The 22,454-nt window shown below is 56.2% G+C and carries 19 protein-coding genes; 10 read left to right on the top strand and 9 right to left on the bottom strand.

Annotated features, from left to right (window positions below):
- Positions 1–9: 9 nt before the first annotated feature.
- Positions 10–603, bottom strand: coding sequence for a lipid IV(A) palmitoyltransferase PagP (pagP, locus tag ACSOSI_RS04780; protein WP_476707249.1), 594 nt, complete (start codon positions 601–603; stop codon positions 10–12).
- Between the two features lie 803 nt (positions 604–1,406).
- Here pagP and ACSOSI_RS04775 point away from each other — a divergent pair.
- Complete coding sequence (locus ACSOSI_RS04775; RefSeq protein WP_476706630.1) at positions 1,407–3,083, top strand: alpha-keto acid decarboxylase family protein; 1,677 nt, start codon at positions 1,407–1,409, stop codon at positions 3,081–3,083.
- Positions 3,084–3,099: 16 nt separating this feature from the next.
- On the opposite strand, the gene ACSOSI_RS04770 is transcribed toward ACSOSI_RS04775, so the two are convergent.
- Positions 3,100–4,008, bottom strand: a complete 909-nt coding sequence (locus ACSOSI_RS04770; protein WP_476706629.1) for a LysR family transcriptional regulator — start codon at positions 4,006–4,008, stop codon at positions 3,100–3,102.
- A 70-nt stretch (positions 4,009–4,078) separates the two neighbouring features.
- Here ACSOSI_RS04770 and ACSOSI_RS04765 point away from each other — a divergent pair, with 70 nt between their 5' ends.
- Both ACSOSI_RS04765 and ACSOSI_RS04760 read left to right on the top strand, forming a co-directional pair.
- Positions 4,079–4,933: an alpha/beta fold hydrolase gene (locus ACSOSI_RS04765; RefSeq protein ID WP_476706628.1), complete on the top strand. Its 855-nt coding sequence runs from the start codon at positions 4,079–4,081 to the stop codon at positions 4,931–4,933.
- Positions 4,934–4,948: 15 nt separating this feature from the next.
- Positions 4,949–5,557: a glutathione S-transferase gene (locus ACSOSI_RS04760; RefSeq protein ID WP_476706627.1), complete on the top strand. Its 609-nt coding sequence runs from the start codon at positions 4,949–4,951 to the stop codon at positions 5,555–5,557.
- On the opposite strand, the gene ACSOSI_RS04755 is transcribed toward ACSOSI_RS04760, so the two are convergent.
- Entirely contained in the window at positions 5,554–6,657 is a 1,104-nt protein-coding gene (locus tag ACSOSI_RS04755) for a DUF1615 domain-containing protein (protein ID WP_476706626.1), read from the bottom strand. The genes ACSOSI_RS04760 and ACSOSI_RS04755 overlap by 4 nt on opposite strands.
- Before the next feature lie 206 nt (positions 6,658–6,863).
- Here ACSOSI_RS04755 and tehB point away from each other — a divergent pair, with 206 nt between their 5' ends.
- The 3 genes from tehB (at position 6,864) to ACSOSI_RS04740 (ending at position 10,160) form a co-directional block, all read left to right on the top strand.
- Positions 6,864–7,724 (top strand): SAM-dependent methyltransferase TehB, encoded by an 861-nt coding sequence (gene tehB / locus ACSOSI_RS04750; RefSeq protein WP_017891757.1) that lies wholly within the window; start codon positions 6,864–6,866, stop codon positions 7,722–7,724.
- A 153-nt stretch (positions 7,725–7,877) separates the two neighbouring features.
- Positions 7,878–8,516 carry a leucine efflux protein LeuE gene (gene leuE / locus ACSOSI_RS04745; RefSeq protein WP_017891756.1) on the top strand — a complete coding sequence of 213 codons (639 nt, stop codon included), beginning with the start codon at positions 7,878–7,880 and terminating at the stop codon, positions 8,514–8,516.
- A 144-nt stretch (positions 8,517–8,660) separates the two neighbouring features.
- Positions 8,661–10,160, top strand: a complete 1,500-nt coding sequence (locus ACSOSI_RS04740; RefSeq protein WP_115183188.1) for an aldehyde dehydrogenase family protein — start codon at positions 8,661–8,663, stop codon at positions 10,158–10,160.
- A 36-nt stretch (positions 10,161–10,196) separates the two neighbouring features.
- Here the strand turns inward: ACSOSI_RS04740 and feaR are convergent, their stop codons facing one another.
- Both feaR and ACSOSI_RS04730 read right to left on the bottom strand, forming a co-directional pair.
- Complete coding sequence (gene feaR, locus ACSOSI_RS04735) at positions 10,197–11,105, bottom strand: transcriptional regulator FeaR (RefSeq protein ID WP_476706625.1); 909 nt, start codon at positions 11,103–11,105, stop codon at positions 10,197–10,199.
- Between the two features lie 191 nt (positions 11,106–11,296).
- Entirely contained in the window at positions 11,297–11,938 is a 642-nt protein-coding gene (locus tag ACSOSI_RS04730; protein WP_017891752.1) for a protein disulfide oxidoreductase DsbA, read from the bottom strand.
- Positions 11,939–12,159: 221 nt separating this feature from the next.
- On the opposite strand from ACSOSI_RS04730, the gene ACSOSI_RS04725 reads away from it, so the two are divergent.
- The 3 genes from ACSOSI_RS04725 to ACSOSI_RS04715 all read left to right on the top strand — a co-directional run bounded on the left by ACSOSI_RS04725 (position 12,160) and on the right by ACSOSI_RS04715 (position 12,979).
- Complete coding sequence (locus tag ACSOSI_RS04725; RefSeq protein ID WP_476707248.1) at positions 12,160–12,408, top strand: hypothetical protein; 249 nt, start codon at positions 12,160–12,162, stop codon at positions 12,406–12,408.
- Positions 12,409–12,555: 147 nt separating this feature from the next.
- Positions 12,556–12,681 (top strand): hypothetical protein, encoded by a 126-nt coding sequence (locus tag ACSOSI_RS04720; protein WP_256138198.1) that lies wholly within the window; start codon positions 12,556–12,558, stop codon positions 12,679–12,681.
- 61 nt (positions 12,682–12,742) lie between these two features.
- Positions 12,743–12,979: a hypothetical protein gene (locus ACSOSI_RS04715; RefSeq protein WP_476706624.1), complete on the top strand. Its 237-nt coding sequence runs from the start codon at positions 12,743–12,745 to the stop codon at positions 12,977–12,979.
- Between the two features lie 84 nt (positions 12,980–13,063).
- Here ACSOSI_RS04715 and ACSOSI_RS04710 read toward each other — a convergent pair whose 3' ends face one another.
- From ACSOSI_RS04710 to ACSOSI_RS04695, 4 genes are all read right to left on the bottom strand, one after another.
- On the bottom strand, positions 13,064–13,648 hold the full coding sequence (locus ACSOSI_RS04710; protein WP_368452993.1) for a flavin reductase family protein: 585 nt from the start codon (positions 13,646–13,648) through the stop codon (positions 13,064–13,066).
- Between the two features lie 205 nt (positions 13,649–13,853).
- Positions 13,854–15,086: a YncE family protein gene (locus ACSOSI_RS04705; protein ID WP_112363343.1), complete on the bottom strand. Its 1,233-nt coding sequence runs from the start codon at positions 15,084–15,086 to the stop codon at positions 13,854–13,856.
- Between the two features lie 46 nt (positions 15,087–15,132).
- Complete coding sequence (locus ACSOSI_RS04700; RefSeq protein ID WP_476706623.1) at positions 15,133–18,057, bottom strand: condensation domain-containing protein; 2,925 nt, start codon at positions 18,055–18,057, stop codon at positions 15,133–15,135.
- Between the two features lie 100 nt (positions 18,058–18,157).
- Positions 18,158–20,281: a TonB-dependent receptor gene (locus ACSOSI_RS04695; RefSeq protein WP_476706622.1), complete on the bottom strand. Its 2,124-nt coding sequence runs from the start codon at positions 20,279–20,281 to the stop codon at positions 18,158–18,160.
- 504 nt (positions 20,282–20,785) lie between these two features.
- On the opposite strand from ACSOSI_RS04695, the gene ACSOSI_RS04690 reads away from it, so the two are divergent.
- Positions 20,786–22,387: a condensation domain-containing protein gene (locus ACSOSI_RS04690; protein ID WP_476706621.1), complete on the top strand. Its 1,602-nt coding sequence runs from the start codon at positions 20,786–20,788 to the stop codon at positions 22,385–22,387.
- Positions 22,388–22,454 lie beyond the last annotated feature (67 nt).

The raw sequence follows: 22,454 nt of genomic DNA, 5'->3' as shown, positions 1-22,454 counted from the left end.
CGCCGGTGATTAGAACTGCCAGCGGAACCAGCCAAAGAACACGTTCCCGTTATTGTAGGTGCCGGGAATATAGGTGGCCTGGAAGGTCAGTTGTTTGTAGCCGATAGAGGCCAACGGCAAGGGTGCCGGGATAGGGATGTAATTCCAGTTATCACGCGCGGTGATGCTGGCGGTAAAGCCCAGGCCAAGACGGAAATCCTTGTCCTCCAGCGGCCGCCAGATCTTCTCATAAGCGTAACCGCCGATTGGTTCCCACTTATTGAACGAATCCTTGAATACCATCATATAGAGGCCATGCCAGTCGCCGTCGCTGTCGTAACGCGAGATACCATAGCCACCGCCCCACGGCCGCTCGTTGTACGAGTCGATTTTTTCCTGGCTGTAAGTCAGGCGGTTGTGCCAGGTAATTGCCGGCACATAGAGGTCTTTATTCGGAGAGTTGTTCCAGGTTTCGGCCACGTTACTGGTGAAACGCTTCCACAACCCCGGTTTTTCAGCCTGCGCGGAATTGCCATTTTCTGCACCAACCTCAGCGAAAGAAGGTAGTGCAGGAAATAGCAGCGCCAGTGTGCAAGCCAAAATTGTCCGTTTAAAAAGCATTATCAAACTCCTGTAAAAAATAAGGCCGGGGATTCTTACCCATCACCTAATCAAGATCAAGCTGTATCTTATTTATCCAGCCTGTTTCTCCCCCCTGTTGTCACTTGGTTAAGTTTAGCCGTCATCAGGGGCGAGAGCCGATTTCGGGCGCTCAGGCTATCCTTCCCTCAGGGCAGCGTCTGTCAGAATACTCCGCAATCGCCCCGCCACGCTGGCGGGTTCTGGCGGTTATAAAACCTGTGGGAAAACTTCTTTTCTACTCTGGGTGTAGCGAAATGTTTACTGCCGACCGGCAAGCAAATGTAACGGCGGTCACGTTTTTAATCGGGACTGAAAACCCGTTATATCGGCGATCCCATCCAGCTCAGGCCCCCGTCGGGCAGCGCCGCTGTAAATATGCAGTTACATCGCTGCAATAGAGGCCAATGTCGTCGATAGCGGGTGGATGGCAGGCAGCAATTTAACCCGCAGGCAAAAGTACCGAACGTTCAACCAGCGGCCCATGATTTGGCTACACACGCCAAATTTTACATATCTATTACATTCAATGAAAAATACCAACATCAATAACCTTACATTTGATGGCGATTAGTCACAACGTAAACCCCCGAATACAAGCCACCGGCTCCCGATACCGCCACCGCAACTTGAACAAGCCGATAGTTTAAATAATTGTTAAAGCTAACCAGCGAAGCCCTGCTCATACGGGTTCAGCGTTATTTCATGGTTCGCGACACAACATCACCGGCAATTAACTTTGCCGTTCTCTGCCTGATAAAAGAAAGATAAGAAATCCGGAGAAATACATGAAAATCACTATTGGAGCCTTTATCCTGCAACAGCTCCGCACCCTGAACATCGATCGTATTTATGGCGTACCCGGCGACTATAATCTGGCGCTGCTGGAACTGATTGAACAGGATGACAGGCTGGAGTTCATTGGCAACTGTAATGAACTCAATGCCTCCTACGCAGCCGATGGCTATGCACGGCTAAAAGGCGCCGGAGCGCTAATCACTACCTATGGCGTCGGCGACCTGGCCGCACTGTCCGGCATTGCCGGTGCCTACGCCGAATCGGCCCCGGTGGTCTGCCTGTCCGGTACCCCGCCGCTGCATGCCATGAAAAATCACCTGCTGCTGCACCACACGCTGGCGGACGGTAACTTTGATAACGTGATGAACTGTTTTAAACAATTCACCGTCGCCCAGGCATTAATTACGCCGGAAAATGCGGCAGTGGAAATTCCCCGCGTTATTTCCCGCGCCTGGACGGAAAAGAAACCGGTTTATTTGCAATTACCTTCTGATATTTGTGATGTAGAAATTGAAATCACTCAGGCGGTGGCACCACCGCAATTACCCGCCAGCGACAAATATAATGTTCAACTGGCAGCAATGGCGTTGCTTGCGCGGCTAAAACTGGCAAAAAAACCGATTATTCTGGTCGACCAAATGGTGGACCGCTTTCAGCTACAACAATTGGTGATCGACGTGGCGCATAAATTCGCCATCCCGCTCACCAACATGCCGACGGCCAAATGCATTATTCCAGAAACCACGCCGGGCTGGATCGGCGGTTACAGCGGTAATCTGTCACGCCCCGAACTCTATGAACACATGGCGCACTCAGACTGCGTGCTGAGCTTCGGCGTACGGTTGGTGGACTCCACCACCGGCTATTTCTCGCATCGTATCCCGTCCGACGCACAAATCGATATTCAGCCGTTTTCAGTGAAGCTGGGAGAGACTTCTTATCCGGCAGTGGCGACGACAGACCTGCTACAGGCGCTGCTGGCATTGGGTGAAGGCGTGGCAGATCATCAGCCGGCCGTGCTACCCGAAGCGCGCCATCGGCTACCGACGCCGAGCGAAACCCCAATCGATCAGGCTTATTTATGGCAGCGCCTGCAACGCTTTATTCGGGCCGATGACGTGCTGGTGGTAGAGAACGGCACCTCGGGCGCGGCGATTGGCGGCATGCGGATGCCGGACGGCGTCCAGGTGGTCAATCAGCCGATTTGGGGCTCGATCGGTTATACCTTACCGGCGCTGCTGGGCACCATGATGGCCGCCCCGGAACGGCGGCACCTGCTGTTTATTGGCGATGGCTCGTTCCAGCTTACCGCGCAGGAAGTTTCCACCCTGCTGCGTTACGATCAGAAGCCGATTATCTTCCTGATTAATAACGACGGTTACACCATCGAGCGTTACATTCTCGGCGAAAATTCGTCGTACAACGATATTGGGCCGTGGGACTACGCCAAACTGCCTGCCGTGCTCAACACCCAGGCGACACCGTTTTGCGTGGCGGTAGAAACCACCCAACAGCTGGAGTTGGCGCTCGAGCACGCCTCACGACAGGATCAATTGACCTTTATCGAAATAAAGGTGCCGATGATGGACACACCGCCGGTGATGAAGGAGTTCTGCAACCGCTGCAATAACTTTAACTTCGGCCTGACCAACCCGCGCCGCGCTTAGCTCCATCCGCCGTTGCTCAGGTAACGGCGGATTTTCCCAGAGCTTGCACCACCTGCTGCTGCAAGGTTTGCAGTATTGGGTGGTGCCGCCTGGCCCCCAGACGTAACGCATGCGCCACGGGTGGCAAAGGCAGACTGCGCTCAAAGTTGGCCTCGATCTGTACTCGCCGATCGACAGACTGCTGATTGAGCAGACCAATGCCCATTCCTGCAGAGATGGCCGCCAGCATCCCCGCCACCGACGGGCACTCCACCGACACCTGACAGGCAATACCCGCGGCGCTCAGGCGCTCTTGCGCCAGGCGGCGGTAAAAACAGTCCGGTCCGTAACTGACCAGTTTCACCCTGTCTCCGGGCTGATAGCGCCAACCCGGTGGTACACACCAGTGAATATGCTCCGTTGCCAGCACCACATCTTCTGCGCTCAGCGCATCGCAAAACTGTTGGTGTAGCACCAGATCCAGCGTTCCTTGCTCCAGTGCATTACGCAACACCTGGCTTTGCTCGATGACCAGTTGCACATCCACCTGTGGGTGTTGGTGGGTGAATCCCGCCAGCAGGGCAGCCAACTGAGGTAAAGACATCTGTTCCGTGGCACCAAAACGCACCTTACCCTGCAATAATGAAGGAGAAAAATGCGCCAGTGCCCGATCGTGAGCCTGCAGAATCTGCCGTCCATGCGACAACAGTGCCTCGCCATCCGCTGTGGCAGTCAACGTCATGCCCTGACGATTGACCAGCGTGCGCCCCAACTGTTCCTCCAGCCGTTTGATTTTCCAACTTACCGCCGACTGGCTGAGATTTAGCTGTTGCGCCGCACGCGTCATGCTACCGGTATCGATAACGCTCTGAAGCGCCCGTAAAGCATCAATGGATAAGCGCTGGTTCATAGACACCTCATGACAAAAATCGGATTTACTCACCATAACTTGTCATTGGCGTCATAGGAAGACGATGAGTATGGTTTGCGTACAACACGGCAACCGGATAATCAACATGAACGGCTTAACATCTGTGCTTAATCAGCAGGTTATTGTTAATGGCCATCGTATTGCCACCGGCATACATGGCACCGGTAACCCCCTGGTATTGGTACACGGCACCCCTGCCCACTCGATCATCTGGCGGGATTTGCTGCCCAGCCTGACGGCGGCGGGCTTTAGAGTCCATATCTACGATTTATTGGGTTACGGCGCATCAGAACGCCCATTGTCGGCTGACACTTCAATTGCTGCACAGGCAGATTTACTGATCGACCTGCTGGACCATTGGCAACTGGAGTCCACCCACGTGTTTGGTCACGATATTGGGGGCGCATTGTCGCTACGCGCAGCGTTTGGGCACTCCCGGCGCTTTCGCTCGCTGACCATCGCGGATATTTGCAGTTATGATTCCTGGCCTTCACCAAGCTGGCGCGGCATCCGCGATAATTATCATCAGTACGCCGTTATGGACGCCTCACAGCATGAGCAAACCCTGGCTCGCCAACTGAAAATGGCGGTGTTCAACAAATCGCGGATGTCCGGAGAGCTATTACAGCACTATCTGGCACCGATCGTCGGCGTGGTCGGTCAACCGGCATTTTATCAACATCAAATCGCCCATTACGACGCGCGCTATACTGAAGACTTCGCCCAGCGCCTGCCTGAGCTACGCCTGCCGGTGCAAATCCTGTGGGGTGAGGACGATGAGTGGCAACCGGTCAGTTACGCCTATCGTTTGCAGGGCGACATTCCCGGTGCCAGGCTGCAGGTGATCCCTCAGGCGGGCCATTTTTTAATGGAAGACGCGCCGGAAACGGTAGCCCAACGGCTGGTGACGTTTATTCATTCACTTAAATCGGGCGAATAGGCTCAGGAGAACGTGATGCAACTGATTGGCATGCTGGATTCACCCTATGTACGCCGGGTGGCAATTTGTCTGAAATTATTAGAGATAGAGTTTGGGCACCGCGCAATTTCGGTATTCAGCGGTTTTGAGCAATTCAAAGCCATTAACCCGGTGGTAAAAGCCCCGACGCTGGTACTGGCCGACGATCAAATCCTGATGGACTCCTCACTGATCCTGGAATACGCCGCCGGCATAGCCCCCAGCGGTAAGGCTCTGCTGCCGACTGAAGGTACTGCGCGACTTTATGCCCTGCAACTCAATGGCCTGGCGCTGGCCGTCTGCGAAAAAACGGTGCAAATCGTTTATGAACAACAGTTACGGCCGCAGGAGAAACAGCATCAGCCCTGGTTGGATCGCGTTCAGGGCCAGTTGCTGGCAGCCTATGCCGAACTGGAAAAACAGTTGGCGCGAGCCGGCACCGCACTCGCGGTGATCGGCAGCGCTGAGGTCAGCGTGGCGGTGGCCTGGAGCTTCACTCAACTCATGTTGCCCGAATTGATTAGCGCCGATAACCACCCGACGCTGGCGGCATTTGCCGCCCAGGCCGAGCGGCATCCTGCATTTATCAGCACCCCACAGGTTTAACCCGCCGAGGCGCGGGTCATGCAACGTTGGCGCCGCTCGTCCACCCGTTTGGCAAACCAGGCGGTGGTCAACTTGCGGGTAATTTTCGGGCTTTCCAGTTGAATGCCCGGCAGCATTTCCCGTGGCAGTTTCTTGCCGGTGGTTTTCTCCGCCAGGGCATAGACTCGCTCATACAGATCGGTGTCGGCAAACTCAGGCAAATCCCCCTTCTCCAGCGCCCGACGAATCGACGAGTCGCTCATGTCCAACCGCTTGCCGAGGGTGCGTACCGCCAGCTCGGTGGTGCCCGGCTTATCGGTACCGTAGTTAATCAAGTCGCCGTCCAGCGCCAACGGAATGCCCGACGTGCGGCTGACTGCGCTCTGGAAGGCCGCATTGCGGCTGGCGTACCAACCGGCATTGAAGTCGGCAAATCGGTAAATCGGTTGGCTGTAGTTGGCCGGATAGCCCAACAGGTGAGCGATACCGAAATACATGCCGCCACGGCGGCTAAAGACTTCGCGGCGGATGGTGCCGTCAATCGGGTACGGATAGCCTTTGGCATGGGCTTCGGCGAAGGCAATACTCACCTGCATCGGCCCGGCGGTATGCACCGGATTGAGGCTGCCAAATAGCTTTTGCCCCATCGGCACCGAATTAATCATGTCATCAAAGATATCGCTCAGATCTTTTTCGGTGCGCACCTTATCGAGCCGCTCGCTGTAGCTCTTGCCGTTTGGTGATTTGATCATCAGGGCGGTATGCACCAGGAAGTTGGGAATATGCAGCTGGTCAGCGCGGCGGTCGATCTCTTTCCAGGCGATTTTTGGCAGCCCCGGCACTGGCGGGTTGGCCTGGAAGGTCGACTCCTGCTCGGTGACGGCCAGCACCGAACACAGATTCTGGTCGCTGGGTTCAATGCCCTGCGCGGCAAAAGCGGCGGTGATATCGGTGGCCCACCCCTGACGGTCCGCGGTGTTGGCCGGCATTAACCGTACCAGTTGGGCTTTGACGTCTGCTGGACGTTGCACCGGCGTAGTGGTCGTGGTTTTGGTGCTACAACCGGCCAGCACCAACAGTGCACCCAGGCTCAATGGCTTGATAAAACGGCGAATTAGCATCTTTTCCCTGATCTTTTAGCATAAACTGCACTGACGTTAGCCCAGGCTGGGACGGTGATCCAGTTTAAATATGCCAATCCTCTCGTACGGCCACCAGGAAAATGCACTTTGATGATCTCAGGCATGTTCAAAGCGCCCTTAAACATGTATTTTATATGCAACATATAGAATCGTAATGCGGCAACGCAGAACCCAAGGAGTGATAGATGAACCAACTGCTTTGTTATAAAACCCTGCCTGAATGGAACAGCACTACGCTGCCAGAGAGCTTCCAGCAAAAGCACAACACCCAGAGCGGCACCTGGGCCAAACTCAGGCTACTGAGCGGGACATTGACCTTCGCACTGATGAACGAACAGGGCGAAACCACCGAAACCTGGCAGTTCAGCCCCGAGAGCCAACCGCCGTTTATCGAGCCGCAGCAATGGCACCGCATCGTTTCATTCTCCGATGATATGACCTGCCAACTGGCTTTCTATTGCTCGCCGGAAGATTACTATCACAAGAAATACCAGCTGACGCGTACCCACTCCGAAGTGATTGAGGCCGTACAGCAGATCGCGCCCGGTAAGACGCTGGATCTGGGCTGCGGCGGCGGACGCAACTCGCTTTATCTCAACCTGAAAGGCTTTGACGTCACCGCCTGGGACAAACACGGCCCGTCGATCGATAACCTCAACGGCATCATCGATAGCGAAGGTTTGTCGCACATTCGCGCCAGCGTGCAGGATCTCAATACTTATACTTTCAGCGGCGAATACGACTTTATCCTTTCCACCGTGGTGTTGATGTTCCTCAACCCGGCGCAGATCCCGCGGCTGGTGAAAAACATGCAGGACAGTACCGTCGACGGCGGTTACAACCTGATCGTCGCGGCGATGGATACCCCGGATTACCCTTGCAGCCTGCCCTTCCCATTCACTTTTAAACCGGGTGAGTTGAAAGACTATTACGCCGGGTGGGAAGTGCTTAAGTACAACGAGGACGTTGGCCAACTGCACAAAACCGATGCCGCCGGTAATCGCATTTCGCTGCGTTTCGCCACGCTGCTGGCACGTAAGCCATAACCCCTGTCTGCCTGCGCGCAACTGATGGCGAAATACGGTAATCAACATGAAGTTTATTACGTTGCCAACCCGCCCCCGCGGCGTTAGGATCGCGCCCGGCTACGGGTGTAGCCAGTGTTATTGGCTGTCAGTTCCGCGCATGGAGAGGTTATTGTGTTAGAAAGTTTTGGCGTCCTGAATCTTTGGACCTATCTGGCCGGGGTGATTTTTATCATCATCCTGCCGGGCCCGAATACGTTGTATGTGTTGAAAACCGGCGTAACACGCGGTGTGCGGGCCGGCTATACCGCCGCGCTGGGCGTGTTTATCGGTGATGCAATCCTGATTTTCTGCGCCTACATTGGCGTGGCTTCGCTGATCCGCACCACGCCGTTTCTGTTTACCCTGGTGCGTTTTCTCGGCGCGATTTACCTGCTGTTCCTGGGTGCCAAGATTCTCTACGCCACCTTTATCCAGAAAAATGCCGAGCAGCATCAACAGATTGAAGGCAGCCACAGCATTCTGCGCAAATCGCTGACGCTCAGCCTGACCAATCCGAAAGCGATCCTGTTTTATGTGTCGTTCTTCGTACAGTTTATCGATTTCAACTATGCCCATACCGGTCTGTCGTTCACCATTCTGGCGTTGATCCTCGAATCGGTCAGTTTTATCTACATGACCACGCTGATCTTTTCCGGCGCGATGCTGGCGCACTTCTTTAACCACAAGAAAGGCCTGGCAAAACTGGGCAATGGTCTGATTGGCCTGCTGTTCCTCGGCTTCGCCACCCGCCTGGCGACCCTCAGCTCCTGATCCCGCCGATTAACGGCTGACTCATTCAGCCGTTATGTCACGCAGAGCAAACCGATTGTCAGGCAGACAAAAGTCCTGCCGCTGGGCCTGCTGTAGACTTTTAAGGTTAATGATAGCGACCTTTTTTGTCTGACAGGAGGGCGTATGCCTGACAACACCCTAGCAGTGATGGACAGCGTTTCGCGTTTTCTCGATCGTCATCATGGGCTGTATATTGACGGCCAATGGTGCGAGTCCAGTGCCGAACATCGGTTGGCGGTATTTAACCCCGCTGACGGAAAACAAATTTCCTCCACCGCCGACGCCAACGCACAGGACGTCGCGCGTGCCGTACAATCTGCCCACCAGGCTTTCACCTCCGGAGTCTGGGCACAACGTTTACCCGCCGAGCGCGAGCGCATTCTACTGCGCTATGCCGACCTGCTTGAACAACACACCGAAGAGCTGGCCCAGTTGGAAACGCTGGAACAGGGTAAGTCTATCAATATTGCCCGCATGTTCGAGGTCGGCTGCACGCTGAACTGGATGCGCTACACCGCCGGGCTGACCACCAAAATCACCGGCCAAACCCTGGACGTGTCAATCCCGATGCCGCCGGGCGCCAAATATCAGGTGTATACCCGTAAAGAGCCGATTGGCGTGGTAGCCGGTATCGTGCCGTGGAACTTCCCGCTAATGATCGGCATGTGGAAGGTAATGCCAGCGTTGGCGGCGGGCTGCTCTATCGTCATCAAACCGTCGGAAACCACCCCGCTCACCCTGCTGCGCATGGCCGAACTGGCTACCGAGGCCGGTATTCCGCCGGGCGTATTTAACGTGGTAACCGGCAAAGGCACCGGCTGTGGCAAGGCACTGACCGAACACCCGTTGATCGCCAAAGTGAGCTTCACCGGCTCCACACCGGTGGGTAAAGGCATCGCGCGGGCGGCGGCAGATCGCCTGACCCGCGTCACGCTGGAGCTGGGCGGTAAAAACCCGGCCATCGTGCTGAAAGACGCCGATCAACAACAGGTTATCGAAGGCCTGATGGCGGGCAGTTTCCTCAATCAGGGCCAGGTGTGCGCCGCCAGCTCACGGATTTATATTGAAGCACCGATCTACGACAGCCTGGTTGCCGGGTTCGAGCAGGCGGTGAAGTCACTGACCGTCGGGCCGGGCATGGATGCCAATGCGCAGATCAACCCACTGGTCTCCAGCGATCACCGGAATAAAGTGGCGGCCTATCTGGACGACGCCAGATCCAAGCATGCGGAACTGATCAGCGGCGCAGCCGGACCGGACTCACAAGGGTTCTATATTCCGCCGACGCTGGTGATAAACCCGGATGATCAGTTGAATCTGGCACGCGAAGAAGTGTTTGGCCCGGTGGTGAATCTGATCCGGGTGGCGGACGCCGAAGAAGCGCTGAGCAAAGCCAACGACACCGATTACGGCCTGACCGCCAGCCTGTGGACCACCAGCCTGCAGGCAGCAATGGCTTATACGCCACGCATTCAGGCCGGTACGGTCTGGGTCAACACCCATACGTTGATCGACGCCAACATGCCTTTTGGCGGCTTTAAACAATCGGGTAGCGGCCGCGACTTCGGCCCGGACTGGCTGGATGCCTATACCGAATCCAAATCGGTGTGCATTCGTTACTAAAGAGCGCCTTCATCATCAATAGCGCCGCAGAAGGCGCTATTGATACTGCTTGCGATATTCGCTCGGCGAAACGCCAAAACGGCTTTTGAAGGCGGTGGAAAAGTGGCTGTGATCGGCAAAACCCCAGTCATAGCCGATAGTGGCCAGTTTCTGCCGCTCCGGCGCGCTGCGTAACGCCTGCGCACACAAATCCAGACGGCGGTGCTTGATATATTGCGCCACCACCAGCCCCTGACGAGCAAACATCCGATACAGACTGCGCACCGAAACGCCAAGCTCATCGGCGATCCACTCCGGCCGTAACTGCGGCGACTGAATATGCGTATCGATAAACGCCAGCGTACGGCTGAAGCTGCGCGGAGGGCTGTCTTCCCCCACCACGCGATCGACCAGCGCCGGACGCAACAGCGTCGCAACCGCGTTCAGGATCGCCTCACTCTCTGGAGCGCTCATCTGTGAGTCTTGCATACACCCCAGCACCAGTTGCCGGCTAAGGCGCACCACGCTGCTTTGCGCATCCAGCCGCCGCACGCACTGTACATCGGACGAAGACTGCTCAAGATAGCTGCGCGGCATCAGCAATGAAATTTGGCGGGAGTCTTGTTGAAAGGTAAAGCTGCTGGTGCGCGAAGCGTCGATTAGCGTGACGTCACCGGCGGACAACACCGCCTGCCGATCGCCCTGCTCCATCATTGAGCTGCCACGTAGCTGAAATACCGTGAAAAAGTGCGAACCGTCGCTACGGGCAATCTCCTGTTGGGTACGATACAACCGGGTCTGAGCGGCATCCACCACGCTCAGGCGCAGCGCGTGGGCACGGAATTCCTGCATAGCCCCGCTAAAGCCAGGCCCCAATGTCCTGGCGCAAAAGCGGCCGCAGGCGGAGTTGATTTTCGCCAACCACTCCTCGAAACCGGCCTCCCTGACCTGCGCGGAAATTGCCATGCCTTACCCCTTCACACATCAGCGACAAACGCTGTCGGCGTTGAACAGAAAATCAACATAACAACCCGATAACATACAAGCAATGCCGGAGCCGGGATCTGGCGCCGAGATCACAGATTGCGTCTTGCGCCACCCGATATGAAAAACCCGGCCGCAGCCGGGTAGGTAAAAACAAGAGTAAGGGGAAAATCTTAAGGCTGGGTGGTCAGCAGATAGTGGACCACGGCGGCGTACTCTTTGGCATAGCCGTCAACGCTTTGGCTCGCCATTCCGGCATTGTCGATCTTGTACTTGCCGGAAACATAAAACGATGGCGTGGCGCGCACGTCCAGCGCTTTGACCGCTTCATTCTGTTTGGCGATCATGCCCTTCACCAGCAGGCTGTGACGCGCATTTTCATAGGTGGCCGCATCAACACCGGCAGCGGCAAACACCCGCTGAATATCCTGTTCACTGTTGATGGCACGCTTCTTTTGCAGCTCGTCGAACAGCATGCCTTCGATTTTGTCCTCAATGCCCATCACCATCGCCACCGACCAGGCCTCGGTCAGCTCATTCCCCAGTTTGCCCATCAGGCCAACGTGGTATTTGGTCAGTTTGGTGCCCGCAGGCAATGCCTGGCTGACGGTGCTGCCCACATGGTAAGTCTCGGCAAACTGATAGCACGGGCCGCAATAGAAAGAGAAAAACTCCACCACTGCAGGGGCCGACGCCACCGGCTTATCCAGACGAGTATATTGCTCGCCCGCGCGGTAATCCGCCGCCGCAGCAACGGCAGGCAGCAATAACACCAGTAACGCACCGGCAAGCAGACGATTAACTTTAGCCAACATAACTACTCCAATTCAGATGAGAACATTGTCCCTAACGCCGGTGTTTATAATCAAATTATCGGGACAAGACCAGTTTTTATTACCTTATGTTTATGTGGGATTGACCCATATCAAAGGCGTGGGCCAGACGTTTGGTGGTGTTCTCCGACCCAGGCACTATGCTTAAAAGAAGGCGTTGACCGGTGCGTAGCAGCACCAGGAAATTCTATACCGAGGTTAAAATGACACCCATTAATAAAAATATTGGCGAATACGATTTCACTGCGGAAAAGATAGCGGGCATCATCACCGGCACCATCAGTGGTGAATTCCCGGACAGCGATGCCAGCCTTCCTCTGCTGCCCTTCTCCGGTACCTTTGTCGCCCCTTCCGTCGAGGAAGCCATAAACGATATTACGCGGCAATTCCCTGACATAGAGCCGGCGATAATCGATTTATTGCGAGATGAAATGCTCAGGGCGGGATATTAACCCCTCCTACTACCGTAATAGGTCACACCCCGATTAGAATATTCTTACTTACAGAACCTTTTCGGTTTGCCTACTCTTTCCATATTGCTAATACCAACGACGGAAGATGATACTAGCCATCTTAATTTAGAGATTAAAGGTTATATTATGCGTCGTATTATGATGTTCATCAGCGCGCTGGCGATTAGCGCAATGCTTTCCGGCTGTATATTCCCGCCTCCAGGCGGCGGTGGGCGCGGTGGCCCTGGCTATCATTTTAACGGCCCACGTTAAGGAGTCAGCCCCTTGTCTGGGGCTGACCGAAAACACCACTGAAATAAATCAGGACATCATAATGAAAAAACTGATACTCATTATTACCGCCGTAATGGCGCTAAATTGCACATCGGTATTCGCTGCAGCACCGGTTAACAAATATAATGACAGGCCGGTAGTTCATCAAAATAATAAAAAACCGCACAGCAATAAAATGCAACAAAAATCACATCACAATAAACAAGCGCTCAAGAAACCATATAAAAAAACGCCAGAAAAACGTGCGCCAGAGGCTCGCCCCGCTCACCACAATTAATTCCGGTGACTGAGTCCGCGATGATTCAAATGCGGAAAACTCACACCCACGTGCTTACCGCGGGTGTGAGTGGCTGAAAATTATTTATAGGCTTTTTGCCCGCAGGGTATCGCCGCTGCGAATAAAATTGCCGGCCCCCAGATGATGGATGGTGTGCAACTGCGGATCGGCGTCGGTAAAGTTCCAGCGGCCACCCTGAAATACCCGTTCATCTGCGGCAGCGGCGACCACTTCGCCGAAACAGGTGTCATATTTCTGCTGAGCGCCACTCTCCGGTAACAGACGGCACTCCAGCCAGGCCACGCAGCCCTGTTCTATCAAGGGGACATTCAACGTCGCACTGGAGATCGTGGCAATATTGAAACGGGAAAACTTATCCTCCACCTCCTGCCCCGAGATATTGCCCACCGCATAGGTGGTGTCGATAAACATCGCAGCCGGAATGCAGATACCAAACACCCCGCTCTCTTCGATCATTTGTCGGGAATGTGCCGCCTTGTCGACCACAATGGCAATGCGCGGCGGCGTAAATTCAACCGGCATCGACCAAGCGGCCGCCATCACATTGCGCCGTTCGCCATCCTGACTTCTGCTGGTGATCAACACCGTCGGGCCATGGTTAAGTAAACGGCTGGCATGTTCCAGTGCAACGGGTCGAAAATGATTCATGGGAAGCCCTTAATGGAGGTATTTGGCTGATCAAATATCGGGGGGAATGGCGATGCCTTCCGTCCAGCAGTGTAGATCTGCGTTGCAGTGGGGATCAATTGCGTTGGCCGTGAAGAAGCACAGAATGTGTATGCATGAGCTGGCGGCATATTGAGGTCGGGCAGAAATACGCTGCGTCAGCCTTCACTGACGCAGCAGGATAAAACTAGTTTTTCGGCAGTTGAATACGCACCACGCTTTCCGGTTTACCGGCCTTGGTGCTGGCACCGTCATTTTTCACCGTCACGAACAGCACATTGTTACTGGTATCCAGTGCCAGGCTGTTAGGGTGCGGTGGCAAATCCAGCGTTTGCAGGCGTTTGAGGGTCTTCGAATCGAACACCGTTAACGTACCCGCGCCGTGGTCGACACGGACCCCATTGCGGTTGGCGACGTACACCCGCTGATTACGATCGTCCAGCAGCAGGCCGATCGGCACTTCATCGGTCAGTTCGCTGGCCAATACCTTGCCGCTGTCCGCGTCCAGTGCAAACACCCGGTGACCACTGCTGCGCTTCACGTAGTCGCGCTCCAGATGAGTGTTGCGATAGTTATCGCGATCGATCCCCTGATCCACGCCTAACAAACGGTTGTTCTTGCCGTCATACACCAGATTCAGCAACTGATCCGCCTGGATCTCTTTGGTGGAGGTGATCGCCAGCGTATCGGCATTCAGGGTGATCAACTGTCCCTGCATGTTAGAGACAAATACGCGCCGTCCTTTTTCATCGAGGGTGATCCCTACCGCGTTGTAGCCAAACCCTGGGATCATTTTTTCCAGTTTTTTGGTTTTGGTATCCACCACAAACAGCACGCTATCCACCCCGAAGCCCAGCCCCGGCAGGAACAGGCGACCGGTCTGCGCGTCATATTTCACCTCACGGATACGGTATTGATAGTCTTCGGTTATCTTGAAGCGCTTAAGCTCTTCGAGCAAAAACTCCAGTCGTTTACCGCTGATACCGGCGTCTTTGTAGGTTTTTTCCAGCATGCTCTTTTCGGTCACCGGGATGCTGGCCAGTGCTCGGTTAGTGGTGGTGTCGACCACGCCGACCGAGCCGTTGAAACCCTGTGTCAGATAGAGCCGATGCCCGGCATCATCCAGCGCCACGCCGAAGCCCTTCACCTGCAGCGGGATCTCCGCCTGCACCGCCAGCGTGGCCGGATCCAGACGCAGCACGCGGGATTTCGCCTCTTCCTTCCAGTCCGGCGCACTGACAAACAGTGCCTGCTGGCTTGGGCTGAAGGCCATTTCCACCACCGCCGACGATAAAGGCTGACGCTTGATATCTTCTGGCTTAATCCCGGTATCACGGGCCTGTGCCGCACCGGCCACCACCAACGACGTGGCGATCAACAATGACAATAAAGCGCGGGGTGTTCCTAAAGTTCCAGACATCCGTTTATCTCCATGAAAGTAATAAAGTCAGTTAGGGTGAACAGTGTCATTGCCGTGGTACCGGCGGCAGGGCTGCCAGCGGCATATCCCCGTCGGCCAACTGGGCAAAATGTGAAAACACGTGCTGAATGCTGCCGGCGATCAGCTCAGCCTGTTGCGCGGTGTAGTGATCGGTGCGGTAGGTCATCATCACGCGCAGGGATTTCGCGCCATCGAGGTTTTCTTCCATCACTTCAAACTGCAAACCGAGCAGCGATGCGGTTTTCTCCGGCTCTACCTGACGGTAGGCCACCCTGCTGCCATCCTGCAGGGTGAATGCCCCATTCAACTTGATGCGGCTGTGGATCTGAATGAACACTTCGAACATGTGATTCTTGCGATCGGCATCAACGCCAAACAGCCCTTCTTCCACCAGATCGATGGGGATATCGGTGTAGGGCATGGAACCGTTGATGGTGTTTTTAACCTGATCAATCAGGCCCGCCACCGTTAGCTGTTCGGCGAAACGTACCCGGTGCACCACCACAGTGGTGAAGTAGCCGATGGTGTCGAAAAACTCGGCGTCGTTACGGCCTGAGGTGGAAGTGCCCACCAGCAGATCCGCCGGGCCACCGAGCAGGCGCAGGGCCGAGGTAATCCCGGCGTAGACCACGTTGAACAGTGAGGCGTTGTTCTTTCTGGCCTGCGCGTACAGCCCATCGGCCACCGCCGGGTCGACGTCAAACTCCAGCCAGCCGCCGTCAACATCGGCGTCGGCCGGTACCGCAGGGTGGTGCGAAGGTTGCTGCTGGAACAACGGCTGACCGACCGGCGCGTCGCGCAGGTTATCCAGCCAGTAATCCAGGTGCTGCTGTACTACGCCGCCCGCCTGCTGCTGCCGGGCAAAGGCGTGAAACTGCGGCACGGCACTTTTCCACTGCGGCGCTTGCCCCGCCACGCGCTGGCTATAGGCAACCCCCAATTCGTCCATCATCAGGTTCAGCGACCACTCGTCGAGTACCACATGGTGGAACAGCAGCGAAAGCAACTGCTGACCGGTGGCGGCATCCCGCAGGAAGGTCGCGCGCAGCGGCAGCTCGGCGGTCAGATCAAAACGGTGATCCCCCGCCCTGGCCAACAACTCACTGGCATTACCGGCCGGTGTTTCATCGGAGAAATAAAACCAGCCGTAATCCAGCAGGTCAGCGGCTGGCACCACCTGTTGATATACCTCGCCGTCGCGGTCGATAAACAGCGAACGCAATACGCTGTGGCGGGTCATCACGTCGATAAACGCCTGACGCAGCGCGGTTTCATCCACCGGATCAAGGAAACAGATGGCGAATGGCAGATTGAAAATTTCGTCGTGGCCGAAAGCCTCGTAGACCTTCCACAAGGAGTGCTGCGCCAGAGACAACGGCGCCTGAACCGCCTCCCCCTGTGGTTGCGCGGCAAGTTGCGGTGCGCTCGGTTCCGCCACTGCCTGACGTTTGGCGTAAGCCGACAATCCACGGGCGGTCGCGTGGCTGAACAGATCGTTAATGTTGAGTTCGATGCGGTGCAGGCTGAGCAGGCGGCCGATAACCCGGGTAGCCACCAGCGAGTGCCCGCCGCGATCGAAGAAATCTTCATCGGCGGTCATCTCCGGTGCGACCAGCGCGTCACGGAATTCTGCCAGGATCAGTTGGGTAATCTCGGCATTTTCTGCTTGCGCGTCTTGCGTCGCCAAAACGCTCTCGTGCAAGGTTGACGGCTGCTCAGCGGCAGGAAGCAGCGCCGTGGTTATTAACCGTCCGGCGAGGAAAGCAACAAACTGCTCCAGCAGGAAAGGCGCGGCATGTGGGGTTAAACGGGGATCCGTAACCAGTTCCAGCACCACCGTGTCCGGATCCGGCAGGCTCAGGGCCAGTACCATTTCAAACGGCGTATGCAGTGGTGGCAGCAACAGTCGTTCGGCGCTGACACCGTCAAGCTGCAACGCCACCGACGAGTCCGCCAGCCAGGTCACCAACAGTTGGGCCAGTTGGGGATTAGCCCGTTCCGCCGTTTGCTGTGCCAGCAGGTGACTTTCCGCCTCAGGATCCACAGGCCCCAGAGTCAGACGTTTGAGTTGCGCAGTGCTCATCCAGGCGTCCAGACCGCTCGCCTGCTGCGCATCGCCCTGCGGCACACTCAGTTGCACCGGTTGCCCGCCGGACTGGGCGCTGATAAAGCGCCCAAAACGCACGGCAATCGCCGCCAGCAGCGTCGCCGGGTTGTCTGCAGCCGGCAAGATTTTGCGCGCTACGCGAGTCGCTATACGCACCCCGGCCTGAGCCAACAGCTCATCCTGAGGGGCGGATGTCTGGTAATCACGCAGGGCCATCGCCTGACGCGGCCACGGCAGCGCCAGTTCGCTGGCTTCCGCCAGGGTCGGCACCGGAGGAATGATGGCAAAACTCGGCGTCGGCTCAATACCGTTATACAGCGCCGACAGCGTGGTCAATAATTGCCGACAGGACAGCGTTTCCGCCAAAATATCGTGCGCCACTACGCCTAATATCGCTCCGGTGCCGGTGAACAGCAGGAAACGTATCGGTGCTTCTCGCGCCAGTTCGAGAGGAGCGGCCTGCGCCTGCAGCAAACGGCTAACCGCCTGTCGTTCGTCCAGCACCGCCTGAATGCTCACCGGGTTTAGCGTCGCGTTACCGCGCAGTTTGCGTAACCCCTGTTCGTCATCGAAGTCATAACGAACGTCCAGTTCAGGCATCAGCCGCGTCAGGGCTTCCAGCGCGCTAACCAAACGGCCGATATCCGGCTCGCCACCCAGGCGCCAGGCCATTGCCTGCTGGCTGCTGCCATCGCCCCGCTGCTGGTGCATGAACCACGCCAGCTCTTCCGCTTCACTCAAGGGTTGAGAGGCATCCGCCGCCCGCGCACCCAGCGTCTGGAACGCCAGATCCAAACGCTGGGCTTCGTCATCGCTAAGAATATTGTCAAAATAACCGCTCACTGCTCTATCTCCTTGCGCCCGGCCACGCCGGAACATCGGGGAACGCGAGTCATGAAAAGGGGTGTTGGTACGCCCCTTGTGCAGACTGGCTGCTACCGCATCAGAATGTCAGTTCAAGTGCCGCGCCAATCATGCGCGGGCGCTGTTGAGTCGCCGTGTACACGTCGTTGCTGCTGACCATCACGCGACGCTCCGAGTCAAACAGGTTCTGTGCATACAGGGTGGCGCGCCCATAGGCGAAGGTGTACGCCAGTTGGGTATTCGCCGACCAGTAAGAACCGATGCGCCCGCGTGAGTCGTTGTCGTACTGCGAGTAGTAGGAATCCGAGAACGCCACGTTGCCGCCCAGTTCCAGCCCGGCCATCAGTTGGTACTTGGCGCCCATGTTGGCGGTATAAGCCGGCGCACGCGCCAGTTCGTGCCCATCGACGCCGCTGCCCGAGAACTTCTTGATTTTGGTCTTCAACAGGCCAACGTTAGTGAACAGCTCGAAGTCCCAGCGCGGCTGCCAGGTCGCCCCCATCTCCGCACCGTAGGTTTCCACCTTGTCGGCATTGCGGATCACCGATGAGTTTGGCCCCAGGGAGTACGGCAACTGCATGTCTTTGTAGTCGTTGTAGAAAATATTGCTGGTCAGAATGACGTTGGCGTCTTTCAGGTGGTGACGGGTGTAGAGCTCATAGTTCCAGACATACTCGGAACCGTAGGTGTAGTTGACCACCGGCGTGCCGATAGTGATGCCCGCGCCACCGGCGTTATAACCCCGCGCCACCTTGGCGCCGTAGGTCTGGGTATCCGTCGGTTTCCAGGCCAGATCCAGCTTCGGCAGGAACACGTCGTAGGTTTCGTCGAAGTCGATACGTACGGCCTTGCTGCCACCGGTACGCTGACGGTGCTCTCGCTCCAGGCGGCTGGCGGCGGTAAGGTCCACCTGTGGCGTGATGGCATAGGTCAGTTCGGCAAACACCGAATTGGTGTCGGTTTTATCCTTGAAGGTGGAACCACCGAAAATGTTAACGAACTCATCCTGCTTGGCATGGAAGTAACGCAACCCCGCCAGCCCGTGCAGGCGGCTGCCCGGCCCGCCAAAGCGCGCCACCGGCTCCACATGCACTTCTTTGCCGCCGATATCGGCGTACGGCAAGGCATAAGCGGTAGGACGGTTGATATTGAAGTCGGTATAGATCACCCGGTTTTCCAGCGTCAGGCTGTCGGATTGCTCCCAGGCCAGATCCCAGACGCCGCTGTTGGTGTTGCTTTTAAATACCGCACGGCGCGGATCGTGACGCAGGCTGGTCGGGTGAACCAGCGGATTGAGGCTCTCGTTTTGCGGTGAGGTGCTGCCAAAATGGTTAAAGGTCAGCTTGGTGGTCAACTCGCGCATGCCTGCCGGGTTGAACAACAGTTTGGCACGGGCGGTAGTGGCTTCAACCTCGCGCGGATCGCCCACCGGCTCATAGGCAGGCAGGTCGACGTCACTACGGCGGCGCTGACGATCGACGCTGACGCGGAACGCCAGTTGGTCTTCCACCAGCGGGCCGGAGACCATGGCGGACAGTTGTGAAGAATGCTGGTTGCCCGCGCCCCCCTTGAAGGCACTTTCCCAGTCAAAGGTCGGATCCTTACTGGCCATCACGATGGCGCCGGCAATGGCGTTGCGCCCCTGAATATAGCTCTGCGGCCCGAGGAAGACTTCTACGCGATCCAGATCCCACAGCGACTGCGGGCCGTAGGCCTGCTCGTTATAGGTTAATGAACGCCCATCCAATGACAGATTGAGACGTGGGCGGGTGCCGCTGAGGAAGGCATTGGCACCGGTATTCGGGCCGGAGCCATCGATACCGCGCACGGTCGGAAGGTCGTTACCGATGCCCACATCCATGACGTTGGCAGTCATCCTCAGTAAATCAGGGACCTGCAACGCATTGGGCATAGAGGCAATGCGTTCGCTGTCGAACACTTGCACGCTGGAGCCGGTATCAAAAATGCTGCGTTTGATTTTTTCGCCGGTCACCAGCAGGCTCTCGGAGTCCTGCCAGTTGTCGTTACGTTTGCTGTCTGCGGTTTCCTGAACCTTCTCGTCCACGGCGGCGGCGTTAACGCTGCCGACAGACAGAGAGCAAAGACCCAGAAAGAGTGAGGAAAATGCCCCGATGACCTGTAAGCCTGCTTTTTCCTTGTTTCCTACGATTTTATGCCTTTGAGCCGCTGAATGCTTGCTCATAGATGTATTCTCCTTTCATCCCAGATGCACAAAAATTTAATTGTTTTCACATAGGTAACGACGCTGCTTTTCACACTGACAATGGCATTGCGGCCTTCCTGACCTTGCTGTTGCATATCCTTGCCGCAGACAAACGCCCCACCCCCGATACGCAGCGGGTAGAGGCTGATTTTTGTCTGGAAACGTAAAGAATTGTTAATAATGATAATATTTTACATATTTTAATGCAAATCATTATCACTTGAGTGAATGAATACCAGGGAAAACAATCAGAAAGGAGATCGGTAAAGCAAAAGAATCACATCACTAAAAAATCAATAATTTCATTTAAAATGAATATAAAACATAACCATATCAGAGTTAATAATTTATCTCCCTGAGTACCGCCCAGCATTAACCCCATTATTCCTCTGCGTTATCATAATAAATATTAATAGTAATAATTTTCATTCCCATTAACATTGCAATATATTCTTACAGTCTCTAAATCTTGATGGAAACCCGATGAAAGCCTTGACCACGATGCAGGCCGCCTACTGGGTGGGCCGGCAATCCGCAGCGCCACTGGGGGGCGTCAGTGCCCACCTGTATGCGGAATTTAACTGCTGCGACCTGGATGTCGAACGACTGAGACAGGCCGTTGCCCTTCTTTACCTGCATCACCCCATGTTACGCCTGCAGGTCACCGCCGATGGCCAACAAACTATCGCCCCCTGCGGCCCGCAACATGGCCTGCATCTGGACGATTTTAGCCACGCGGACACTGCCGATGTTACCCACAGGCTTGCCGAAAAACGGCTGGCGAAAAGCAGCCAAATGCTGCCGCTGGAACAGGGTATCCCCTGTGATATCAGCCTCAGTCTGCTGCCGGGTGGCCACAGCAGGTTGCATGTCGATTTGGATATGATTGCCGGTGATGCCATGAGCTTTCGCGTGCTGATGGAGGATTTGGCGCGCTTTTATCATCAATGCCCGGCTGCACCGAGCGACAATGGCATTGCCTACTTTGACTATCTGGAGCGGCAGCAAGCTGACACCGAGCTTCAGGCACACCGCACCCGCGCGCAGGCTTGGTGGCGTGAGCGGCTAGCCCAGTTGCCGCCCGCACCGCACCTGCTGCGTACCCCGGATCGCTGCCGTAGCGATCGGTTGGCGCTGCAACTGAGCGCCACAGAAACCAAAGCCCTGGAGCAAGTCGCCAAAGCGCACCGCATCACGCTTTCATCGTTGTTTTTAGCGCTGTTCGCCGTCACCGTTGGCCACGGCTGGAAGCTATCGCGCTTTCGGCTGAACGTACCGCTGTTCCATCGTGCCGAAGAGAGCGTCGACAACCTGATTGGTGACTTCTCCAATTTGGTGCTGCTCGGCGTGGAGCTGGATCCGGCAGAAAATCTACCCGCCTTCTGCCGACGCCTGATGTCGCAGTTGGCAGAATTGATCGCCCATGCCGACTATCCGGGCGTTAGCGTGATGCGCGATCTGTCGCGCCTGCAGGGCAGCATGCAGCCCTCGCCGGTGGTATTTACCGCCGGTTTCGGCATTCGCGGCAAAGCGCTGTTCTCAGGCAATGTCACCCGCACCTTTGGTCCGCTGGAATGGGTGATTTCCCAGGGACCGCAGGTGGCGCTGGATGCCCAGGTGGCGCACGCCAACGGCGGCATTCTGATCAACTGGGACGTGCGACTGGATGCCTTCCCGGATGGGCTGCTGCCACAGTTGTTTGCCACCTATGGCGCCTTGCTGAAACAGGCCGCCAACCAACCGGGCAGCTTCAATCTGCCGCTGGCGCAGTGGCTGGCAGAGTGTTCCACAGCGGCATTGGCCCGCCAAATGCCGGTGCGCCAATTGCTGCATCGTTTGCTGGCACGCGTGGTGCCGGACGCCAGACTGAGTGATGACGACGACATCAACGCCCTGCCATTGCCGCAGGACGGGCTGCCGGCATTACTGGCGGTGGTTAACAAATATCTGTCGGTGGCGCTGACCCCAGCGGACGTAGCGGCTAATCCATCCCCGGCGGCCCTTGCTGCGCTGATCTGCCGGCAGGCGCCCAACGCCGCCGAGGGGGCGCAAATGCTGCTGAAGGTACTGACACCCAAAGCCTGATATCAGTGACGGGCGCGTAGCCTCACGCGCTCCGCATTCTTTTCGTTGGTTAGCGACAATAGGGAAA

The sequence above is a fragment of the Serratia sp. AR11 genome (genome assembly GCF_056376275.1).
Note: the sequence above shows the minus strand (reverse complement) of the source record. Positions and strands in the feature narration are given on the sequence as shown.

Bases quoted from the DNA above. Each gene is read 5' to 3' on its own strand.
- ACSOSI_RS04740 (WP_115183188.1), top strand. From the start codon at position 8,661: ATGCCTGACAACACCCTAGCAGTGATGGACAGCGTTTCGCGTTTTCTC.
- ACSOSI_RS04690 (WP_476706621.1), top strand. From the start codon at position 20,786: ATGAAAGCCTTGACCACGATGCAGGCCGCCTACTGGGTGGGCCGGCAA.
- ACSOSI_RS04720 (WP_256138198.1), top strand. From the start codon at position 12,556: ATGCGTCGTATTATGATGTTCATCAGCGCGCTGGCGATTAGCGCAATG.
- ACSOSI_RS04705 (WP_112363343.1), bottom strand. From the start codon at position 15,086: ATGTCTGGAACTTTAGGAACACCCCGCGCTTTATTGTCATTGTTGATC.
- ACSOSI_RS04730 (WP_017891752.1), bottom strand. From the start codon at position 11,938: ATGTTGGCTAAAGTTAATCGTCTGCTTGCCGGTGCGTTACTGGTGTTA.
- ACSOSI_RS04765 (WP_476706628.1), top strand. From the start codon at position 4,079: ATGAACGGCTTAACATCTGTGCTTAATCAGCAGGTTATTGTTAATGGC.
- ACSOSI_RS04715 (WP_476706624.1), top strand. From the start codon at position 12,743: ATGAAAAAACTGATACTCATTATTACCGCCGTAATGGCGCTAAATTGC.
- feaR (WP_476706625.1), bottom strand. From the start codon at position 11,105: ATGGCAATTTCCGCGCAGGTCAGGGAGGCCGGTTTCGAGGAGTGGTTG.
- tehB (WP_017891757.1), top strand. From the start codon at position 6,864: ATGAACCAACTGCTTTGTTATAAAACCCTGCCTGAATGGAACAGCACT.
- ACSOSI_RS04755 (WP_476706626.1), bottom strand. From the start codon at position 6,657: ATGCTAATTCGCCGTTTTATCAAGCCATTGAGCCTGGGTGCACTGTTG.
- ACSOSI_RS04710 (WP_368452993.1), bottom strand. From the start codon at position 13,648: ATGAATCATTTTCGACCCGTTGCACTGGAACATGCCAGCCGTTTACTT.
- ACSOSI_RS04775 (WP_476706630.1), top strand. From the start codon at position 1,407: ATGAAAATCACTATTGGAGCCTTTATCCTGCAACAGCTCCGCACCCTG.
- ACSOSI_RS04725 (WP_476707248.1), top strand. From the start codon at position 12,160: ATGACACCCATTAATAAAAATATTGGCGAATACGATTTCACTGCGGAA.
- ACSOSI_RS04695 (WP_476706622.1), bottom strand. From the start codon at position 20,281: ATGAGCAAGCATTCAGCGGCTCAAAGGCATAAAATCGTAGGAAACAAG.
- ACSOSI_RS04770 (WP_476706629.1), bottom strand. From the start codon at position 4,008: ATGGTGAGTAAATCCGATTTTTGTCATGAGGTGTCTATGAACCAGCGC.
- ACSOSI_RS04760 (WP_476706627.1), top strand. From the start codon at position 4,949: ATGCAACTGATTGGCATGCTGGATTCACCCTATGTACGCCGGGTGGCA.